Source organism: Ruegeria sp. L12 (genome assembly GCF_056531745.1).
Genome location: NZ_JBQFMH010000006.1, coordinates 40,458 through 62,041, shown reverse-complemented (window position 1 = coordinate 62,041; position 21,584 = coordinate 40,458). Strand labels below are relative to the sequence as shown.

Genomic DNA, 21,584 nt, shown 5'->3' with positions numbered 1-21,584 from the left:
CGCAAAGGAACGGCCAGATGGAGTTTTCGCTTTTCAACCTGATGACCAAACCGGTCGACGGCTCAAGCCATGCGGACGTGTTCGGGCAAATGCGCGACATGTCGCGGATGGCCGATGATGCAGGGTTCGATATTGCGTGGTTTGCCGAACATCACCTATCGAACTACTGCATCTCGCCCTCGCCACTGATGACTGCGTCGCATATGGCGGGGGTGACCAAGCGGATCGGTCTGGGGCCGGCGGTCGTGGTCATGCCGTTCTACGAACCGCTGCGTCTGGTCGAGGACATCTGCCTGACCGATCAATTGACCGACGGGCGTCTGGTTCTGGGTCTGGGCACCGGCTATCAGCCACGCGAATTCAAGAAATTCGGGTTCGAGATCAATGACAGGCTGATGCGTGGCCTTGAGATATGGGATTGCATTGAACAGGGCGTTTATGGCGGCGTGATCAACTATCAGGGTCAGCACATCCGGATCGAGGATGCGGCACTGTCGATTGCCCCGGTGCAAGACCGTATTCGCACCTTTGCCGTGGGCAATGCCCAAGAGATGCGCCAGAAAATGATTGATTACGGGGCCGAACCACTGACCACCCCCGCCATCGGTCCCAACGCGATTATTGGCACCGCGCGCAGGCTCTATCAGGAAACGCGGGCAGAAAACGGGCTGAGTCTCGAGGGCTTTCCCTTTGCCGTTCAACGCTACATCTATGTCGCCAAAGACAAGGCGGATGCCCGCGCCGCGGCAGAACAGGTGCTGATCCATGCCCGCATGGCCAACAACATGCGACAGCCCGACCCGCAGATGGACGGGGCCGACCTGAAGATCGTACCGTTCGATCAGGAACCGGACATCGACACCGTGTTGCAGCGCGCCATTATCGGCGATGCCGAAGAGGTCACGCGCCGTATCATAGCCGAAGCGCAGGAATTTGGCATTACGCATCTAAGCGTCTTCATGCAGATCGCCTCAATCCCGTTTGCCGAGGCCAGACGCTCGCTCGAGGTGTTCTGCGAACAGGTGATGCCCGCCGTCAAAGCCGCCCTTGCCAGCGATCAAGGCGCCGGGGTGATGGCATCATGAGCGCACCGAATTACGCGCTGGATGACAAGGTCATACTGGTCACCGGGGGGGCGCAGGGGCTTGGGCTGGCCATGGCACGGGCCTGTGCCGCGCAAGGGGCAAGGCTGCGGCTGATGGATCTGAATGCCGAAAAGGTGGCAGCAGCGGCCAATGCCTTGCGCGCCGAGGGTTACGATGCCGAAGCCGCAAGTTTCAACCTGACCGATTTCGCCGCCTGCGAGGCATGGATCAGCGATGTTGCCGCTCAGGCGGGCTCGATCTGGGGGCTGATCAACAATGCGGGTTTCACCAATCATGGCCATGCATCTGAACAGACGGTGGAGGATTACAAATCCATGTATGACGTCCACGTGTTTGCCCCTTTCGTGCTGGCCCGCGCGGCCTGTCAGGTGATGCAGCAGAACCCCGGCCCACAACGCGGGCGGGTCATATCGATCGCCTCGATCGGGGCCACCAATCCTCGTCCGGGCATCGGCAACTACTGTTCCTCGAAATCGGCCGTGGCGGGGCTGACTCGGTCTCTGGCGGCGGATTTCGGCAAAGACGGGATCAATGCCAACGCCATCGCGCCCGGTTATGTGCTGACCGAGATGAACCGCAAAATTCTGAGCGATCAGGGTTTTGTGCGCCGCATCGAAAACCGAACCCCCGCCGCGCGATGGGCCGAGCCCGAAGAAATCGCCGCACCAGCCGCCTTTCTGATGTCCGAGGCCGCGTCCTATATCAACGGTCAGACCCTCGCCGTGGACGGGGGCATGAACAATTATCTGCAAGCGAACGAGGCCTGAATGACAAAACGGTTACAAGATAGGGTCGCACTGATCACCGGGGCCGGTTCGATGGGCGACGGCATGGGCAACGGCAAGGCCACCGCCCTGCGGCTGGCGCAAGAGGGGGCGTTGATCTGCGCGCTCGACATCAACCTTGAAGCCGCGCGGGACACCTGCGCGCTGATTGAACAGAACGGCGGTCGCGCCACGGCTTTGGCCGCAGATGTGACCGATGAAGACCAGATCGCAAATGCAGTGGCGGCCTGTCTGGAGGCGTTCGGGCAGATCGATATTCTGCAGAACAATGTGGGCATCCTGCGCACTGGGGGCGCAGTGGATACGACGGTTGAGGATTGGGACCTGATGGTTCAGGTCAACATGAAGGCCGTGTTCCTGCCGACCAAACACGTGCTGCCCCATTTCATCGAACGGGGCAGCGGCGTGGTGACCAATGTGTCCTCTATCGCCGGTCTGCGTTATCTGGGGGCGCCCTATATCGGCTATAACGCCACCAAGGGCTCGATCATTTCCTTCACCCGCAATCTGGCCGCCGAGGTCGCACCCCAAGGCATCCGCGCAAATTCGATTCTTCCCGGGTTTATAGACACGCCCATGTCGCGTCAGGCGATTGTCGACAACAGCGCAGCCCCGGATCAAATAGATTGGGACGCGCTGGGTCAGCAGCGCGCCGCGCGCATCCCGCTGGGACGCGTTGGCACACCGTGGGACGTGGCCAATGCGGCGCTGTTTCTGGCCAGCGACGACGCCTCGTACATCACCGGCACCGAGATCACGGTGGACGGGGGGGTTTCGTGCCGCGTCTGAGGTCCGGACGCGCGGCACGTATGCAGGCGCAACTGGTCGAACAACCCCGCCTGCCCCCGATCCTGCGGCGGCTGAGGCCACTTGAGATACTTGAACCGGACGAGATCGAACGCATCCATGATGCGTCCTGCACGATACTCGAAGACACGGGCATCGACTTTCGCGACCCTGTTGCGCTGGATCACTGGCGTGCTGCCGGGGCGCAGGTCCACGGCGAACGTGTGCGCATTGACCGGGCGCTGCTGATGGCGCTGGTGGCCAAAGCGCCCGAAACATTCCGGGTCGAGGGGCGGGGCGCGAGAACCGCCTTTACCATGGGCGGCGACACCACTGTATTTTGCCCGATGACAGGGGCGCCCTTTACCCGGGACCTCGACGGTGTTCGCCGCTCGACAACCGAGGCGGATGTGATCAGTTTCGCCCGCCTGACGCAAGCCTGCCCCAGCTTCCACATGGCAGGCGGCTTTACCTGCGAGCCGATGGACCTGCCCGTTGCCCATCGCCACCTGTCGATGATGCGCCACCATCTGGTGGAAACCGACCTGCCACTGTTCGGGATCGGCACCAGCCGGATGCGGGCCGAAGACTGCATCGCCATGGCGCGCATCGCAACCGGGGAATTGATGGACCGGGCGGTGACGATCTGGATGCACGCATCCGGAAACTCACCTTTGGTCTGGGATCAGGCGATGCTGGATGGTGCCCGGGTCTTTGCCGACGCGGGGCAAGCGGTGCTCTGCTCGCCCTTTGTGCTGGCCGCCGCCAACACTCCGGCGGATGTCGCGGCCACCATTGCGCAGGTCAACGCCGAAGCGCTGGCGGCCATCGCCTATCTGCAACTCTACCGGTCCGGAACGCCGGTGGTGTATGGGCAGTATACCGTTTCGATCTCGATGCAGTCCGGCGCGCCGATGGCGGGTACGCCCGAGGTGGCGCTGATCACACAGGCCATCGGTCAGTTGGCGCGACGCTATCGCCTGCCCTGGCGCACCTCGGCCAATCACGCGTCATCCAAGGCATTTGATGCGCAGTCTGGCTATGAAGGCGCCACCACCCTGATGACCGGCATCAACGCCGGGGCCAACCTGATGTTGCACGCCGGGGGATGGGACGAGGGCGGGCTGACCATCTGCTATGGCAAGTTCATTGCCGATGATGAACAAAACCGGCTGATGGCGCGCTATGCACAGGGGATTTCATTTGACCGGTTTGACGAGGCTCTGAAAGCCGTAACCCGGATCGGTCCCGGCGGACATTATCTGGGCGATGCCTTTACGCTGGCCCGCTTTCGCGACGCCTTTGCAATGCCGGAAGAAATGGATTTCTCCAGTTTCGAACACTGGAGCGCGGCGGGCTCCCAAGACATGGCCACCCGGTGCCGCGCCAGGGCGCAGGCGCTGCTGGACGGGTTGGAAACCCCGCCCATGCCACACGATATCCGCGCCGAACTGGATGATTATGTGACCAGACGACAATCTGAGATCGACCCGACAGAACTCTAGTCACAAAGACCCTGCCACGCCGATATCGCTTTCGTAACGTTCATATCGCAATGAGTTTCAGGTAAATCCTGAAACGCCAGTTGCGCTACCATTTGAAGGCTGACCTTCACAGGCTTCAAAAACTGGATGCGTTGTCAGATCACGCATCGGAACGAGACATAGAATACAATCTATGCCGGCCCGGACCATTTCAGGCCCGGACCGCTCGCGACGCGCCTTAAGAGGCTAAGCCGCAAGACGAGGCATCGCTGTTGTTGGTTGTATCCGTCTCCACCACGCCATCGGCCGGATTGGCATTGACGGTGATCTTGAAGGGGACTTGTTCGCCACCTTTGACGTCGTCTGGGAATACAAGCGACAAGGTGGTCTCGTCCCCGTTTGGCCCGAGTGCTGGCGTCGGCAGATCGACCACCACACCGCTCTGGAAGAAATCGACCCGTGTTGTCGAAGACCCGGCGGGCCCGGCACCGATATTGCGTACAATGATCCTCAATTTGCGCGGTTCCTCACAATACCAAGCCGGGAAAGGCGGCGGGCCGGGCGGGAAGGGCTGCACCGGGATCAAATCCGGCTTCTCTTCGGTATCCGGCGGTGGCGGTGGTGGAGGCGGCGGTGGTGGCGTCTTTTTGATCAGCCGGGGCACGACCGGCTCGACATCGATTGTTTCCACCTCGCCGTCGCCATGGGCTGCAGTATAGACCGCAACCACATCCAACGGCGTCTCGCTGTCGATGAACACGAACCCTTTCAGGAAACAGCATTCGGCCACCCGCAAGTGCCGCGCCACATCCTCGCAATCGATCTCCATCGACTCCCAAGGTCCGAGTTTGTTTTTCGATCTGGAAGAGACATTGCCCGGTTTCTCATTTGGCAAGGCAGAGGAAACCCGCTTGCGAAAACGCACCGTATCTCCGCTTCCGTTGCCGATGTTGATTGCCGTGTTATAGCGGCCCGTGGACAAGATGCGGCCCTTGGAGCAGCCGCAAACAAACTTGACTGCATAGCGATACGTCATCTCTGTTTCTGCCTCCTCGCAGCAAGTGATGTCATCTTCGGCGCGATTTACCTCCATGCGACGGAGAGCGACGTTGTTGTCACCGAGAGCCAGCCGGGCGACAGGCAGGCTGCCTGCAATTGTCTCGACATTGCTGCGGTCGTCCGGCGTATCCACGCTAGCAAGGATATGCTCGTCGCACAGGTCCTCGGGGCACCATGGGATCGGGCCGACGATCACTTCGTCGCCACAATGCACTGGCTGACCGATGGGTTCGCCGACGACCAGCGGGGCCCAGTCATCCGGCCACGTGGCGCCCTTGCCGTCAGTTGCGCGTGCCAAAGACAACGTGACTGCATCGGCTGGGTAATTGCCTCGATTGCCGATCCGGACATAGAGGTAGTTCTCGACACAGCGGCGCGGTGTCTCGTGGTCGGTGCCGCCGTCAGGGCGGTGCCGGTTCCAGATGCCAGGCGCATTATCGCCCGGCTGATGCCAGGGGTATTCACCCTGCCGGCCGTCATCGACAAAGATGTCCACATCCGGTGGTGCTCCGTTGTAAAGCGCCTGCTTTTCGAAGCCCCAACGCACCACCTTGTGCGCCCAGCCCCCGGCAGCGCCATCGAAATCGGTGGTATTGCGGTCGGATTCCTGCAGCGCGCTGGAGAACCCTTCGACCGTGTTGGGCACGATACCGGCCAGAAGCGGCACCGCTTGCAGGATCAGATAGACCGTGTAGCGGCTGGCATGCAGCCTGTCGTCCAGATCCGTGGAATCCCCTCCCAGAGACCGATAGATCCGGCCCAGCGTGGTGGCGTTGATCTCGGTCGAAAGATATCCACCCACATCCATTGAGCCACCCCAGCCCCAGCCCGAGGCCACCGACCGGTCCCACCGCCGGGTGATCAGGTTGCTGAAAGGGAAAGTGCGGAAACGGTCGGGCGCGATACCTTGCGGATCGTAGAGGATTGCCGCCAGCGCGTCGCCGAAACCGTGGCAAAACCCGAAATTGGGCGAATTGAGATGATCCCATAGCACCGCGTGGCCGAACTCATGCGCCGATACGCGTGAATCTGTGGCCATGCCCACGGTGGACCCATTGGCAGCCAGCGCATAGCGAAACCGCAATACGCCATTGCCCATGGCATTGCCGGGTGCCTGAGCATTCACCGGCCCTGCTATGGGGTTGAACCAGCGGTGATCCACATCCACCGGAAAGGTCACCCCGTCGAAATAACTGGGCAGGTCGAAACCCAGCGACTGCACGAAACGATACAGGAAATCATGATTGTAGTACGCACAGACCGCCGCGAAGTCGTCGCTGTCGGCCGGATAGTCAAAGACCGAAGCAGCACCGGCGTTTTCGGTCGGGGGCGCGATATTCGGCGTATCAAGGTCGCGCACCGCCACCAGTTCACCGCTCAACTCGATCGGCGCGCCACCGCCCGGCAGGATCAGGCGTTCCAGTTCCACCAGCTCGCGCTGTGCGTTCAAAAGCGCGACCGGTGCCGTCGGATCAAGCTGGGAATCCCCCGAAAGCGAGATCGGGTCGTCAGTGAAAACATAGCCCGATACACACCCCACCAGCGGTCGGATATAGAGAACCGCACCAGTCTCCCAGTCGACAAGCGCCCGCCAGTTCAACTCGCCATAATCGGGCAGTTTGCAGCCGAAATGCACAAGGCTTGCAAAGCGCCAGTCACCGTCCTTGACGGTCTTTGGTACACGACCGATTTCCGGCAATGGCGTCAGCTGTGCGCCTTCGATCTCGCCGGGCTCCTGATGCGGCAGCCGATGTTCGGCGTCATAGCGATAAAGGAAGTCTCGGGTATCGTTGATCTTGAACTTTGTGAACTTCGCCCCTTTGGCAGCCTCGCGCAGGACCGTGCCCGCCTGCTTTGCCCGATCAGTTGGAGGGGCAGAGATTTTGCCGGGGTCGATATCGGATACCACGCTGGAGGCCGACCCGGTGACAATGTTGTCCGGGCCCGCCATGCGCACCGTCAGGCCCCGTTCCCAGACAGGAATACCGTTGAAAGTCTGGCGGAATGTGAAGATCAGAAAGGACTGCACTGACTTGGCTTCTTCCAGCCGCAGCTTGCTGCCTTCCTCGCGATCAAACGCGCCTGCCACCTGTTCGCCCATCCGGTCAAGAAGATCAGGCGTGATCCGATAGTGGCTTGCAACATCGGCCGCGTAGGCTTGCGCCACATCCAGCGCGCTGGCCCCTTTTGTGCGGCCGGACAATGTGTCACCGCGATGTTGAAGTCCGACGATTGCGCCGTCTGGCGCGCGTTCAAATACTGTTTCCGACATGTTTGTCTCCGTTCAATAGCGCCTTGAAACGCTGGCCCAGGGGCCCCGGATGGTCCGGCCAAACGGCAAAAAAACTTGGTTCAAAATCGTATTAGGTAGCGCGATGACCGGAGAAACCCATCGGTGATCCTACCAACATGGCAATGGTAACATTAACTGACGATTCCCGCAAAACCGGCGGCGTTGGAAAATGCCACCGATAAGTTTGACAGAGCATCAAACGCCGGAAGGGAATAGGCATTCGATCAGTTCGAATTGACCGAAGCGAAGCCCGTTATGCCAACGCCATATGCAAAGACGGCCACCGCAACCAAAAAGCTGATAAGTTCCATTTTGAAGCTATACAGTATATGTAGATTGGACACGAACGCTTCAAAATATCCAATTTGACTTAGGTGTAATTTATCAAGCCACAAAAAATCGAGAGGTAAAAAAGCGAGCAGATTCAGTAATTTTTCGGGGTTCTTTGATCGTCAAAGAAAAGCCCGCCCAAAAAGGAGGAATGGATTTGAATCTGCAAGAACTTCAGGAACTGGGAAAGAGTAATCCGAAATTGTGCAAAGAAATGGAGGACATGTTGAAAGAGCTGGATCAGCTTTTCGACAATCCCGTAATTGAAGCCGCGTACAACAACGCAATTGCTCATGTCTATCCGTATATTGAGCTGGAAGGCGGAGTGGATAACCGTTGGGTAGGGCAATCCAGCGAGTATTTCAGGGAATATTTCCGAACGTGGTTTACTTATCTCCCCAAGCCAATAAGCGGTGACGGGTTAGGTCGGATAATTCCATTCAGCTATTTCTACCTGAACAACCCGACAGCCCGAGAATTTCTGAATACATTCAAGAGTCGCTGTGCTTCAACAGGCGAATATAAAACAGAAATATTCGACTGGATGGTGCGCTTTGTAAAACTGCGCGGGGAATTCATGGATTCAGTTAGATCGACAAAATACGTTGAAGAGTGGACTAAAGCACTTGGAGATGAAATGAAAGATTTCGTCGTGCCGAAAGGAGGCTTCGATTCGTTCAACGAATTTTTCACCCGCGAGCTCAAAACAGGCCCGGGTTCCGATCCACGACCGATTTCTGATCCGGGAAACGACTCTGTTCCGGTGGCTCCGGCCGATTCTGTTTTAAATTACATAATTTCCGATCTCACGCTGACTCAGGAATTGAATATCAAGTCGCGTCAGATCAACGTTACCGACCTATTTAATGGATCTTCCAAAGCAAAATGTTTTGAGGGGGGCACTGCGATCTCCTGCGTTCTGCTGCCGCAAAACTATCACCATTTCCATGCCCCGGTGACAGGTGAAATTATTGAAGCTGCCGAGATCCAAGGCAGGTATTTTGGGATCGTCGACGGGGGCGAATTCACAGATAATTTCAACTTCGGACAAGGCACAGCAGATTTCAGTGTCTTCGAAGACTTCCATCGCGCCTATTATCTGATCAGGACAAAGAAGCACGGTATAGTCGGGCTGGTACCGGTCGGCTTGAATACCATTAGCCGCATTCAGCGATCCCTTACGTGTGAGAAAGGGGTTGAGCCAGGCGACACCCCGATCCCGGTGACCAAAGGCGAAAAGCTGGGGTCATTCGCTTATGGCGGCTCCCTCTGTATTCTCTTTTTTCAGAAGGGCGTGTTCAACGCGGTGTCGGTGTTCATGGGGACCCGCCTTGGCGTCATGCAGGAACTTTCCTAGCAGGCCTACGGCAAGCATCGCCGCCACCGGTGTAAGCTGCGCAATGTAAGATGTATGGCTGGTCTCTTATCCTGCCGCCAATTCGTCCAAAAGCCTGGCGGCCTCTTTGAGGTCGGGGGTTTCAAAGCCTTCATCGAATTGCCTGAATACTTCTTCAAGCCGCCCATGGGCAATCCGACCTTTGCCCTGACGTTGCCAGAGCCGAGCCAGATTGACCGTGGCACGCAACTCCAGCGTCCTGGCTTTTTGGCTGCGCGCAACCTCGAAAGCCTCAAGGTACCAGGCCTCGGCCTCGTCCGTTTGGCCATTCATTTCCAGCAGTTCGCCTTTAAAGCGACGCACGTTTGCTTCTGCATGTCTCTCACCGTTGGCGACAGCCTCGAGCGCTTCATCAACGATCGCGATCGCTTTTTCAATCTGGCCCCCGGCCACATAAGCTTCGGCTTGAACCAACAAGTAAGACGGCTTTTGAAGACGGGCACCCGCAGCCTGCCAAATCTCGAGAGCATCCTCAATCTCGACTATGGCTTCTTCGAAGCGACCTTGCCGGTTGAGCCAGTCTCCGTGCACAATCCTTGCCGCGGCAAGCCAGAATGTCAGTTCGTGCTCGCTGGCCAACGCGATAAGCTCAGAGGCCAGCTCACCAGCTTTGCCATATTCGCGACGGAACAGTCTGAACCAGGACGCGAAACCCAAAGCAAATGCCAGATCATGGTAATTGTCGAGTGATCGCGCAAGTTCGATACATTGCTCACTGTAAGCCTCGGCCTGATCAGAATCCCCCATCAACCACAGAATCCAGGACAGCGCCGAAAGTGCGTCGACCATCGGGTTTTCTGACGGCGCAATCTGATAGGCCAAACCGGTTTCCATGTCGCTTTGCTCAACAAAGCGTCTGACCGGTTCCAGGGCATCGGCGAGGTCTCCGCTCCACAAGTTGGTAGTTCCAACGAGGTAGTTACCCGTCAGGGTCAGTTCTTCCATCTCGCTCGAATTCGAAAGCTCCACGAACTGGTTGGCCAGCGCCTTCGCTTCATCAAGCTCAATCTTGACGATGTAATAGGAAACAAGGCCCCAGAGCACCGGAAACAACAGCTCGACATTCTCGAGCGTTTGACAGATTTCGCGCGCTCGGTTGAAGGTATCTGAAACCTCTTTGGCGGCATATCCGCGACTTGCAATCAAGGGGTCCGCCAGTTCCAGCAATAGCAGAAGCTCGCTTTCATCCTGTTCAGGGGAAACAGGCATTCGCCTCAACTGTTCCAGAGCGTTTGAAAAATATGCGCTGGCTTCGACAAATGCCGAAACCCCCATCGCCCGGCCACCCGCAGCCCGCCAATAGTCACTGGCCTTGGCAAACGCGTGCGCTTCGGTGAAGTGATGTGCCAAAATCTCCGGGGCCTCGGCAGCAAGCTCCTCTTCGAGAGCCAGTCCAATTTTGGCGTGAATCTCTATACGCTGGTTGCGCAACAAAGAGGAATACGCCGCCTGCTGCACCAAAGCGTGCTTGAACTTGAATGTGCCTTTGGTCTCATCAAGCTCTTCGATCAGCCCGGATAACGTAAGTTCGTCCAGCTTCGGTGTGAGCACCTCATCCGGCATCTCGGTCAAAATCGACAGATGCCTGCGCGAGAAGGTCCGGCCAAAACATGCGGCCCGCTGAGCAAGGTTCCTGACATCGCCCAGCTGGTCCAGACGCTCCAGCAACAGGTCATGAATTGTTGTGGGGATATCGGGTACATTCCGCGTCGACCGACCGTTCTGAGAGCCGTCAGAATCTTGAGAAGCTGACAGCAACATCTGGGTAAGCTCTTCGACGAAAAGCGGAACACCGTCGGTCTTGTTCAGCACATAGTTGACCTGCTGCTGCGGCAGCGCGTTATCGTCAATCAGACCGTAGACCAATTCCCTGATCTGCGTCTGGTTCAACCGCCCCACTTTGATGCTGGTCACAGCGCGACTGTCCTGCCATACCGCCTTGAAGCCCGGTCGATGCGTAATCGCAATCAGGATCCTCACGTCTTTGAGCCAGCTCGCAATCGCGTTGAGCATCTCCAGCGACGTCGGATCAATCCAGTGCGCATCCTCAAAAATGACGGCCATTGGCCGCATGGCGGACCGAGATTGCAGGACATTGAGCGCCGCATCCATCATTTGCCTCTTGCGTTGCGCAAGGCTCAACTGAGGCTGGCTGTCTCTCTCATCAATCGGAACAGACAACATCGGCGCCATTAGTCGCGCAAACTGGCCCTCGCTATCCGCAAACCGGGAACACAGATGAGCCAGGCTGGCAAAATCCAATGCAGAGCGGTATTCGCCATCCGCATCAATCGAATGCCGGATCAGGTCGACCAGCGGATAAAGAGCTGTGTTAGTGCGAAACGGTGAACATTGCATACGAATTGGCTGATGCCCTTCGGACATCAAACGATCTTCGAACGCTTCGCAAAGGCGTGACTTACCAATCCCGGCCTCTCCGTCCAACAGCACGATCTGCCCACAGCCCTTCCGTGTGTTATCCCAACAAGAAAGCAGGACATCGAGCTCTTCCTGGCGCCCGACCAAGGGCGCACGCCGTCGCGTTTGCATCGCGCCGAAGCGGCTGGCAACGCTGCGTTCGCGTATAACGCGCCAAATCGCGACCGGTTCTTCAATTCCTTTGAGTGTACGCTCACCGAGCTGCTCGTAGACAAACAGTTCGCCCAGCAGATCACGCGTTTCTGATGCCACTATGACCTGGTTGGGCTCCGCTACCGCTTGCAACCGTGCCGCCAAATTCGGTGTCTCGCCAACGACCGCGGTTTGCTCGGCCACGCCTTCTCCGATGATGTCTCCGACGACAACCGGCCCGGTTGCCAGACCAATACGCACAGACAGATCGATATCGAAGCGGCGACGCACACTGGCATTCAACTCTCGGACTGAACGAACTACTTCCAAACCCGCGCGCACTGCGCGTTCTGCACCGTACTCATGCGCAATCGGGTATCCAAAGTAGATCAGGACGCCGTCACCCATGTAATTTGCAATGAAGCCGTCATATTTCCGAACGGCTTCGCGGCAACTTTTCTGGTAAGCGCGAATAACCTCGCGAAGGTCCTCAGGGTCCAGCCGGGTTGACAATGCAACAGACCCAACCAAATCGCAGAACATGACAGTTAACTGCCGCCGTTCAGCGGCTGATGCGTTGCGGACAACCATATCGTTAACGCCGCCAATACCGGCATTCAAATTCGCGATAGCTTTTAGAATGATCTTTCGATCACCAAGCCGCTGAATCCCGAGCTCTTTGAGGTCGTCATTGGTCAGCTCGGGCAATAATTTGATGTCGACGCCTTGTTCGCGGAAGACAGCGGCATACTCCTCTAAGCCGAGCCGTCCCAACCACGCTTCAACTTCAGGCATTATCCCCTCCGCGTTCGGATCGAATTCTCTTTGAGCGTATGTGTTTCGCTCTATCCAAGCCGCATCATTGAGAATAGTTCAGAAAGAGGTTTGTCGCAACTTTTGGTCCTACGAGTTTCGTGGGGGTCGGTTGCAGGCGCCGCCGTTGATTTCGGGAACCAGATTCCGATGCAGCAGCAGATTGTCCGGATCAGTCATGCGGGCCGCTTCCCGCATCTTGTCGACATCCGCTTTTGTCAACGTATGGAGCAGACCTTCCTTTGGCATGCTTCCATAGGGGTAAGTGCGCACATTGTATCTGCGCAGGATCGCCCAAACGTCTTCCGCCTGCTTTAGCATACTATCAGTTTCTTCACGCGGACAGCGAAGCAACATATCAATGCCCATGACCCAGGGCGCGTCATCATCCAGTTTTGCCCATATCTGGTTCTGGCTCGACATCGACGCCAGCATCGAGAAATAGGAATTACTGATGTACACGGGTCGGCTTGACCTGGCATATTCTCCAAGCTCTGCGAGCGCCGGGGCTGCATCGGCCTCTTGCAGCACGAAACCCAGAGGCAGCAGCATGTGTCTGGTGTTTGCGGTACGGTCAGCTTCAAGCATCTGAGTCTTGTCCCAACCCCCGATCGAGGCCGAAAATCCAATAGGGCTCTCAATATCCAGGGTTTCAATCTGGTAGCCCGACACATTCTGTTCGGCCATGATCTCTTGCCAGCGCTGCCGAGCATACTCCACGTCGCTGGCGGTTTTCGCTTCTATCGTGGAATGTACCTGCATCATGGGCTCGGCGGCAGACCAGTCGAAATACCCTTCCAGACATACGACTTCACGATAGTCACGCAGGCGCCGCGCGATGCTGTATGAATGCCGCGCCGGAATGCCCCCGACGATCATCTTCACACGGCGAGGCAACAGGGGCTCAACGGCTATTGTAGCATCCAGAACAAACCCAAGCATCCCCTGACAAGCGAGCGCGGTTTTGTAGAGCAGCGCATTCTCGACCGGGCTGCATCGCCAGGTTTTGCCATCCGTTCCCAGTAGGGTGAAATCGCGGACGTGGCTTACAAGAAATCCCCGCCGATAACTTCGGCCGCTCAGCCCGCCAATCGACAGCGTTCCACCGATTGTGGCGTTTCCCGCAGATGTCAGAACAGGCAGCCGGTGCCCTATGCTGGTCAGGTAATCCTGTACACCCCAAAGCTTCATGCCAGAGGCGACTTCGACGCAATTGTCGTCTATAAAACGTGGCCGCCGCCCGTCGTGCAGACGCCCCAAGTCCACGACCATGTGATCCGCCGCCAGAGATTGTCCAAGAAATGAATACGCGCCGCCGCGCGTAACAAGCTTCAGGTTGCGGGCAGATGCGTATTCCAGACAGACCCGAAACTCGTCAATGCTTGTGGGAATCGCGACCGCAGCCGGAATGCAGGTCCGGATTTTTCCATAATCGGTTGTATATGGCGCGATATCGTCGGCCGAGGTGAGGATGCAGGATGAAGCTCGGCTTCGATTAGGTCCGACCATCATACGCTACCAATGCCATACATCCGGCGACCAGAAACTGAATCTGCGCGCGCATCAGGCCACACGGGAACACTCAAGGCGCCCAACCCCAGACCCACCAATCTGAGTGCAAAGGCTTTGATGCGGGGATTCTGCGCGTCGAACACGTTGACCCTGAGACCAAAAGATTGCGCTCGCACTGGCCACCCTCCTCTCATCATGTCGCGCTGGAATTAGGTCGCTTACTGAGCTTCCCAATGCGCTGTTGATGCCACTATGACACTTCTGCACCCATCAACCAACAATCCTTGCAGGCTTGCACTGCCCGGTGTCTGAATCGGTGAACTCAGCACATTTGTTGCAAAAATCCTCTTTTCGCGGTATGTTCCCCGCATAATCTGACAAGTATTTTCCAGGGGTAACAGGCCAATGTCGGCAACAGATGCGAAACAGTTTATTGAGCGGCTGAACACGGATCATCAGCTTCGTGAAGAATTAGCAAAGGCAATCCGCGGCGGCGCGGCGGCAAAGGTTTCGGACCTCGGAAAGACGTGTGGTCTTGATTTTACCGGCCCTGAAATCGTCAAGGCATATGCCGATCTGCTTAATCAAAAAGGGCTGCCCAAGGATGATATTGACCTCGGCGATCCCGCTCAGGCCGCATATTCCGCCGAACCAGAAGCCTCGTATTCCAAACATCCAGCATACGCCGCTGGCCCCGACAGCAGCCCGCATTACGCGGCTTCGTCTGCGGCTCAATATGCAGATGAAGCATCAACTCATTACGCTGATGCTCCGGCCAAAGGCACGGCGTGAGAGCAAGTTGCCAATTGCCCCTTATCGGCAGTAGCGACGCATGGCGGTGCGTGGAAACGATATGACTTTGCCCGAAAGGTTCGATCTTTCAGAGGCGCTGTCATTACAGCTTCCCCATCTTTCCGACAGTCTTTCCACCCCGCATGCCAGATCCAACCTGCTGCGTCTCTCGAAACATCTGCCGCCTTTTCCGCGTGTGCTTCTTGAATGTCGATTGGCCGAAGCAGCACAAGTCGACCTTTCAATCGGCATCACCGACTCGGACGTCGACAAAGATCTGCTTCCAAGATACTTCACGTCCGACGGGTCCGAACGATGGGATCGTTTCTGCAGCTTCGTCGATTGGTGGTCCGAAGAAAATCTCTCTGAGTCCAACACAAAATCGGCGTGGCTTGAGTTTGACCTGGACGGCGAGACCGACGTGTTGCCGCTGCCATCCGTTTTCCTTCATCTCAAAGCTTCGCCAGTACAACCCAGCACGGCAGAAAGTACCGGAGCAGCGCGCGCGCTTGAGCGATTGAAGCCCGGCTCAGCCGAACCCTTAGACCATTGGCTTCAGACTCTTCCACCTCAGGCCAAGCCCAACTATGTCGGTGTGATGCTATCAAGGCCGCAGAGCGCCCTGAGGCTCAATGTGGTCGGGCTGAGTTCGGATAGCGCTTGGGATTGGGTTGCTCAATATGGAACCCTGCGACCCGAGTGCCGTGCTCTGTTCGAGCAGGCATACAATTTGGGTGGTAGCACAGTCCTTGCAGTCGATATCGATGATGCCGTCGGATCGAGGATCGGCCTCGAATGCCGACCCGAAAACGAGTCCGCTTCGCAAGCTATTTTTGACATACTTTCCGCAAGAAATCTCTGCACTGACAACGCCTATCAATCGTTGTGCAATTGGCCCGGCAAGCTTAGCGTTCTCGAAAATGGTGAAAACTGGCCACTTCACCTGGTGATTGAAGCAATGCTCAGAAAAAACAGCGGTATCAGCGTGCTATTGCGTCGCATCAATCACGTTAAGCTCGTCTTCGAAGAAGGAGCGCTGACGGACGCAAAAATATATCTGGCTTTCGAACACGTCGTGCATTCGGGTGAAGGCGCGGAATCCTGCGACGCCTAGACCCCGGGCTTTAGAAATAGAGGCGTCGATGGAAGAGAGTGGCGCCTCTCAATCTTCATGCTGAGCACCATGCTTATTCTGACGAAACGGTTTGTGCTTTCCTCCGCTATCGATAATAACTTAGCCCCGACAGGAATCACGGGCAATTTATCGATAAAATGACACCTACCATCAGACCTTGGACCTCAGAGGCCGCGCAATCCCTGCATGATCTGCCATTAATGGACCTGCTGTTTCGCGCTCAGGTGACGCATCGGGAGAACTTTGATCCCAACAAGATCCAGACGTCAAAGCTGCTATCCATCAAAACCGGCGGCTGCGCCGAGGATTGCGCCTATTGCTCGCAATCGGCGCGAAATGGCGCGAAACTGTCTGCATCGAAGCTGATCGAAGTTCAGCGCGTTCTGCACGAGGCGCGCAAAGCCCGAGATGGCGGCGCGACCCGTTTCTGCATGGGAGCTGCATGGCGGGAACCGAAAGATCGGGACATGGATGCGCTGGTGGCGATGGTCGAAGGTGTCCGCGATCTTGGCATGGAAACCTGCATGACCCTTGGTATGCTGGACGATAATCAGATTTTCCGACTGCGCGATGCCGGGCTGGACTATTACAATCACAACATCGACACGTCCGAGCGGTACTATTCCGAGGTCATCACCACCCGCAATTTCGCCGATAGGATCGATACCCTGGACCGCGTTCAGGAAGCGGGGATCAAGGTGTGTTCTGGCGGCATTCTTGGAATGGGCGAAGCGGTACAGGATCGGATCGATATGCTGGTTACTCTGGCCAACATGGACCCCGCACCCGAATCCGTTCCGATCAACATGCTGATACCGCAGGAAAATACACCTTTGGCGGATGCACAGCCGATCGATCCGGTCGAGTTTGTCCGGGTGATCGCCACGGCCCGGATCATGATGCCGCGTTCCTATGTACGGCTATCTGCCGGACGAAGTGACATGAGTGATGCCGTTCAGGCGATGTGTTTTCTCGCCGGGGCAAACTCGATCTTTGTCGGTGAGACCCTTCTCACGTCAGAGAACCCGGGTGAGGATGTCGACGCGGCACTGTTCGCCAAACTGGGCCTTCAGGCTGAAGTTGCCGAGGATCAGGCCCGCTGCGAAGTCGCTGAATGAAAGGGCTGGACCGCCTGGCCTCGGTGCTTGAGGCGCTGGACAAGCGCCACCGGCGGCGTGCCCTTTTGCAACCTGCAGGGTTCGACTTTGCCTCGAACGACTATCTGGGTTTGGCTGGTTCGCAGGCTCTGCAACAGGCCGGGCGTGTCGCTCTGGACAATGGAGTACCGCTGGGATCAGGCGGGTCACGCCTTTTGCGCGGGAACCACGCGGAACATGAAGCGCTGGAACAAGAGGCCGCCGAATTCTTTGGTGCTGAGGCGGCATTGTTCATGGGCGGCGGGTTTCAGGCCAATCAGGCGATATTCTCGACGCTGCCTGCTGCCGAAGATCTTGTCCTGCATGACGAATTGATCCACGCCAGCGCACATGACGGGATGCGCGCCGGTCGGGCCGAGACCCGTAAATTTGCCCACAACGATGTGAACCATGCCCGCGAGATCGTTGCGGACTGGCGGGCCGCGGGCGGAGCAGGGCAAATCTGGATCGCGGTCGAAAGCGTCTATTCGATGGAAGGTGATCTGGCACCATTGCCGGACCTGTCGGCACTGGCCATTGAATTTGACGCAGTGCTCGTGGTGGATGAAGCCCACGCGACCGGTGTATTCGGATCGCAAGGGCGCGGATTGGCCCATGATCTGCAGGCAGAGGTGCTGACGCTGCACACCTGCGGCAAGGGGCTTGGCGTGTCCGGCGGCTTGATATGTGGACCGAAGGTGATGATCGACACTTTGGTCAATCGCGCACGTCCCTTTATATTCGCGACCGCCCCTTCTCCGTTTACCGCCGCTCTGGTGCATGCTGCGCTGCAGGTTCTGCAAAAAGACGGCAATCTGGTCGCCTCCGCCGAAGCTCGTATCCGTCACGCGTATGACGCCGCGCAGCGCATCGGGTTGCCGAAATCTGTGCTCAACAGTCAGATCATACCAGTGCTGCTGGGCGATGAGGTCCGGGCCATGGCCATGGCAAACACGTTGCAGGAACAGGGTTTCGATGTGCGGGGCATCCGTCCCCCGACGGTTCCGCACGGTACGTCGCGGCTGCGCATCTCGATCACGGGAAATGTCAGCCATGCGAATATCAACGCTTTGTTTGATGCAATCGCGCAATATCAAAGGATCGCAGCATGAGCGCTTTGGTCGTGACGGGCACAGATACCGGTGTTGGCAAGACCGTCTTTTCCGCAGGTTTGACCCGGGCGCTTGGGGCCCGTTATTGGAAGCCTGTGCAATCCGGGCTCGAGGATGTTTCGGATACGGAAATCGTCAGGTCCTTGTCCGGCGCAGACGCTCTGCCCGAGGTTTATCGGCTTGAGAAACCGGCCTCACCGCATTTGTCGGCCGAACATGCAGGTGTTGAAATCCGGCTGGATCAACTGGCGCTGCCTGACATTGATGGCCCGCTGATTGTTGAAGGGGCTGGCGGGGTTATGGTGCCGCTGAATCGCAAGCGCCTGTTTCTTGACCTCTTCGTTCAATGGAACGCGCCCGTCATTCTGGTGGCGCGCACCGCACTCGGGACGATCAATCATACACTCCTGTCGTTGCAGGCCCTTCGGAATGCCGGGTGTCAGGTCATCGGTGTTGCCTTCATTGGCGAAGCGGAACCGGGTGTGGAGCAAACAATCGAAGAAATGGGTCAGGTTCAGCATCTGGGCCGGGTGCCTCATCTCGATAACCTGTCTCAGGCGACCCTGTCCGAAGCGTTCACAGCAATCGACATCGATACGATCCGGAGGTTTCTGTGACGCCTCTGGAATTTGATGCACGACATCTGTGGCACCCGTATACCAATGTGCTGGATCCGGGACCGATGCATCTGATCACCCAGTCCGAAGGGGTGTGGCTGACCCGCGACGACGGGGTCAGGATGATCGATGCCATGTCATCTTGGTGGTGTGCCTCCCATGGTCATCGTCATTCAGCCATCATCGGCGCCATGCAGACCCAGCTTTCGCAAATGCCCCACGTTATGTTCGGCGGGCTGACACATGACCCTGCGATTGAACTGGGTCGCAGGCTTGTCAATGTACTGCCTGACGGGCTTGACCGGATATTCTATTGCGACAGTGGCTCGGTTTCGGTCGAGGTGGCGCTGAAAATGGCCGTGCAATACCAGATGGCCATGGGTCGTTCAGACAGGACCGAGTTCGCCACCGTTCGCGGCGGCTATCACGGTGACACATGGAAAGCGATGAGCGTGTGCGATCCCGTAACCGGTATGCACGGGTTTTTCGGCCGGGCACTGTCGATACAGCATTTCCTGCCACGCCCATCGATTGCGTTTGATCAAGAGTGGACGGATGACCCCGGCCTGAACGGGCTTGGCGCGCTCGAAACATTGTTGGAAGCCAAGGGCGATCGGATTGCGGCCCTGATCCTTGAACCCGTGGTTCAAGGGGCGGGAGGTATGTATTTCTATCACCCCGCCTGGCTGTCCGGCGCGCGCGCGCTGTGTGATGCACATGGGGTTTTGCTGATCCTTGATGAGATTGCCACCGGCTTTGGACGGACCGGGGAGCTGTTCGCAATGCACCACGCTGGTGTCGTGCCGGACATCATCTGCATAGGCAAAGCGCTGACGGGTGGTCATATCTCGCTGGCTGCTACCGTTGCCTCGGAACCCGTGGCGTCTGGCATTGGCAACAGCGAAGCTGGCGTCATGATGCACGGGCCGACCTACATGGCCAATCCACTGGCCTGTGCTGCTGCCATCGCGAGCCTCGAACAGCTTGTGCAGCGCGACTGGCGCGCCGAGGTCAATGGAATTGCCCGCCAGATGGAACAGGAGCTGGCACCGGCACGAAAACTTCCCGGCGTTGCGGATGTCCGGGTCTTGGGGGCAATTGGCGTGATTGAAATGAAACATCGCGTCGACCCTGCGATTGCGCATCGACAAGCGCTGGAAACCGGTGTTTGGCTGCGCCCCTTCGCCCACAACATCTATTGTATGCCGCCCTATATCATCTCACCAGATGAGCTCAGCCGCGTAACGGCAGCAATGGTTTCGCTGGCCGGGGACATGTGATGAGGCGTCAGTGGCTATCTCACGCAGACTCCGCGTCACTCACCCTTGTCTTCGGTGGCTGGGCGGTGGGAGCAGCGGCTTTTGCCGGGCTTTCGGGTGATGGTGCCGTCCTGTTGGTCGAAGACTACACCCGGCTGGATGATCCCCTTCCTGAATTGGCGCAATATGACCGGGTCGATCTGGTCGCCTTTTCCTTCGGTGTGGCCTCTGCTGTGCATTGGATGGCGACGACCGGATCTGTGCCCGCGCGAAGCATTGCCATAAGCGGCACTTTGCTGCCAGCGGATGCAGATAAAGGGATCGCGCCGGATCTGATCCGGGCCACCGCAGACAATCTGACCGGGGAAAGCTTTGCCAAGTTCTGTCGGCGCGCGGGTCTGAAAGCGCCCACACCTGCGATTGATATTCCAGCCGCCCGAGCCGAACTGCACGCGATAATCGAGCGCGGGCCAGCACCGGATACCCGGTTTGATCGTATCTGGATACCAAAGCGCGACCGGGTCATTCCGACCCAGGCGCAAGAGCTGGCATGGGCAGCGCAATCTGAGGCGGTTCGTTACGCGCCGGGCCTGCATATCCCGTTCAACCCGGGTCAGACTTGGGCGGAGTGGATGCAATGACACCTCAATGCATCGCGCGCGTTCAGCGCAGTTTCAGCCGCAGCTTCGCAAGCTATCACGACGCAGCCAGCCAGCAGGCGCAAATCGCCGGACAACTGGTTCAGGATCTGTGCGACAGCGGTGCACCTCGGCACTTTACTTCCGCGTTGGAGCTGGGATGCGGCACTGGCCATCTGACGCAGCGGTTGTGCGCTGAATTCAACTTCGGGTCGCTAACGCTCAATGACCTGTCACCTGAAGCCCGACACACAGCGGAAGCTGCAGAGGCCACGTTTCTATGCGGGGATGCCGAGAGCATTAAGTGGCCGAACCAGCCCGGGCTGATTGCGTCCTCATCGATGATCCAATGGCTGCCCGATCCTGCCAGTTTCCTGCGCAAGGCGGCAATGGCACTTGCTCCGAACGGATGGCTGGCAGTGTCCGGCTTTGGCCCCCGCCAGTACCGCGAACTGGTGCAGCTTGGGTCGTCTGCCAAGGCGCCGGGACTGTGCTCGGCACACGAACTGGCCTCTGCCGTGGAGCATGAGCTGGAAATAATGACAAAAGGTGAAACCGTGCGACAAGCCCGGTTTTCATCCGCCCGTGACGTTCTGGAGCATCTGCGCCGAACGGGTGTGAATGGACGCGCGCAGAGAAGCTGGACCAAATCTCGCCTGGTGCAATTCACGAACGATTATTCACGGCATTTTGGGGATCAGTTTGGTCTGCCGTTAACCTATCACGCAATCTGGATCATCGCCCGAAAGAGCGCCTGATC

Annotated in this window: 16 protein-coding genes; 13 read left to right on the top strand and 3 right to left on the bottom strand. The window is 57.7% G+C overall.

The features are described from left to right. The first annotated feature begins 17 nt into the window (after nt 1–17). From ACR0K9_RS11300 to ACR0K9_RS11285, 4 genes are read left to right on the top strand one after another with little or no spacing between them, the layout of a single operon-like run. Nucleotides 18–1,085: an LLM class flavin-dependent oxidoreductase gene (locus ACR0K9_RS11300; RefSeq protein ID WP_480823231.1), complete on the top strand. Its 1,068-nt coding sequence runs from the start codon at nt 18–20 to the stop codon at nt 1,083–1,085. Continuing rightward, complete coding sequence (locus ACR0K9_RS11295) at nt 1,082–1,873, top strand: SDR family NAD(P)-dependent oxidoreductase (protein WP_480823229.1); 792 nt, start codon at nt 1,082–1,084, stop codon at nt 1,871–1,873. The genes ACR0K9_RS11300 and ACR0K9_RS11295 overlap by 4 nt, the downstream gene beginning before the upstream one ends. Continuing rightward, the gene (locus ACR0K9_RS11290) at nt 1,874–2,680 is read left to right on the top strand and encodes an SDR family NAD(P)-dependent oxidoreductase (protein ID WP_480823227.1); all 807 of its coding nucleotides are present in this window, start codon (nt 1,874–1,876) and stop codon (nt 2,678–2,680) included. After that, nucleotides 2,668–4,182 (top strand): trimethylamine methyltransferase family protein, encoded by a 1,515-nt coding sequence (locus ACR0K9_RS11285; RefSeq protein WP_480823225.1) that lies wholly within the window; start codon nt 2,668–2,670, stop codon nt 4,180–4,182. Before ACR0K9_RS11290 ends, ACR0K9_RS11285 begins: the two co-directional genes overlap by 13 nt. 217 nt (nt 4,183–4,399) lie before the next feature. On the opposite strand, the gene ACR0K9_RS11280 is transcribed toward ACR0K9_RS11285, so the two are convergent. After that, entirely contained in the window at nt 4,400–7,492 is a 3,093-nt protein-coding gene (locus ACR0K9_RS11280) for a hypothetical protein (protein ID WP_480823223.1), read from the bottom strand. 502 nt (nt 7,493–7,994) lie between these two features. Between ACR0K9_RS11280 and ACR0K9_RS11275 the strand changes: the two genes are divergently transcribed. Then, entirely contained in the window at nt 7,995–9,200 is a 1,206-nt protein-coding gene (locus tag ACR0K9_RS11275; RefSeq protein ID WP_480823221.1) for a phosphatidylserine decarboxylase, read from the top strand. Between the two features lie 66 nt (nt 9,201–9,266). Here the strand turns inward: ACR0K9_RS11275 and ACR0K9_RS11270 are convergent, their stop codons facing one another. Both ACR0K9_RS11270 and ACR0K9_RS11265 read right to left on the bottom strand, forming a co-directional pair. Beyond that, nucleotides 9,267–12,605, bottom strand: a complete 3,339-nt coding sequence (locus ACR0K9_RS11270) for an ATP-binding protein (protein ID WP_480823219.1) — start codon at nt 12,603–12,605, stop codon at nt 9,267–9,269. 108 nt (nt 12,606–12,713) lie between these two features. Then, nucleotides 12,714–14,132, bottom strand: a complete 1,419-nt coding sequence (locus tag ACR0K9_RS11265) for an FAD-binding oxidoreductase (protein WP_480823217.1) — start codon at nt 14,130–14,132, stop codon at nt 12,714–12,716. A 408-nt stretch (nt 14,133–14,540) separates the two neighbouring features. On the opposite strand from ACR0K9_RS11265, the gene ACR0K9_RS11260 reads away from it, so the two are divergent. The 8 genes from ACR0K9_RS11260 (at nt 14,541) to ACR0K9_RS11225 (ending at nt 21,582) form a co-directional block, all read left to right on the top strand. After that, nucleotides 14,541–14,927 (top strand): Nif11 family protein, encoded by a 387-nt coding sequence (locus ACR0K9_RS11260; protein ID WP_480823215.1) that lies wholly within the window; start codon nt 14,541–14,543, stop codon nt 14,925–14,927. Between the two features lie 61 nt (nt 14,928–14,988). Beyond that, nucleotides 14,989–16,041 (top strand): hypothetical protein, encoded by a 1,053-nt coding sequence (locus tag ACR0K9_RS11255; RefSeq protein ID WP_480823213.1) that lies wholly within the window; start codon nt 14,989–14,991, stop codon nt 16,039–16,041. A 158-nt stretch (nt 16,042–16,199) separates the two neighbouring features. Further along, nucleotides 16,200–17,180 (top strand): biotin synthase BioB, encoded by a 981-nt coding sequence (gene bioB, locus ACR0K9_RS11250; RefSeq protein WP_480823211.1) that lies wholly within the window; start codon nt 16,200–16,202, stop codon nt 17,178–17,180. Then, the gene (locus ACR0K9_RS11245; RefSeq protein WP_480823209.1) at nt 17,177–18,310 is read left to right on the top strand and encodes an 8-amino-7-oxononanoate synthase; all 1,134 of its coding nucleotides are present in this window, start codon (nt 17,177–17,179) and stop codon (nt 18,308–18,310) included. The genes bioB and ACR0K9_RS11245 overlap by 4 nt, the downstream gene beginning before the upstream one ends. Further along, nucleotides 18,307–18,927 carry a dethiobiotin synthase gene (gene bioD / locus ACR0K9_RS11240; RefSeq protein ID WP_480823207.1) on the top strand — a complete coding sequence of 207 codons (621 nt, stop codon included), beginning with the start codon at nt 18,307–18,309 and terminating at the stop codon, nt 18,925–18,927. The genes ACR0K9_RS11245 and bioD overlap by 4 nt, the downstream gene beginning before the upstream one ends. After that, nucleotides 18,924–20,207: an adenosylmethionine--8-amino-7-oxononanoate transaminase gene (gene bioA, locus ACR0K9_RS11235; protein WP_480823205.1), complete on the top strand. Its 1,284-nt coding sequence runs from the start codon at nt 18,924–18,926 to the stop codon at nt 20,205–20,207. The genes bioD and bioA overlap by 4 nt, the downstream gene beginning before the upstream one ends. Further along, nucleotides 20,207–20,827 carry a pimeloyl-ACP methyl esterase BioG family protein gene (locus ACR0K9_RS11230; RefSeq protein ID WP_480823203.1) on the top strand — a complete coding sequence of 207 codons (621 nt, stop codon included), beginning with the start codon at nt 20,207–20,209 and terminating at the stop codon, nt 20,825–20,827. Before bioA ends, ACR0K9_RS11230 begins: the two co-directional genes overlap by 1 nt. Beyond that, complete coding sequence (locus tag ACR0K9_RS11225) at nt 20,824–21,582, top strand: methyltransferase domain-containing protein (protein ID WP_480823201.1); 759 nt, start codon at nt 20,824–20,826, stop codon at nt 21,580–21,582. The genes ACR0K9_RS11230 and ACR0K9_RS11225 overlap by 4 nt, the downstream gene beginning before the upstream one ends. Nucleotides 21,583–21,584 lie beyond the last annotated feature (2 nt).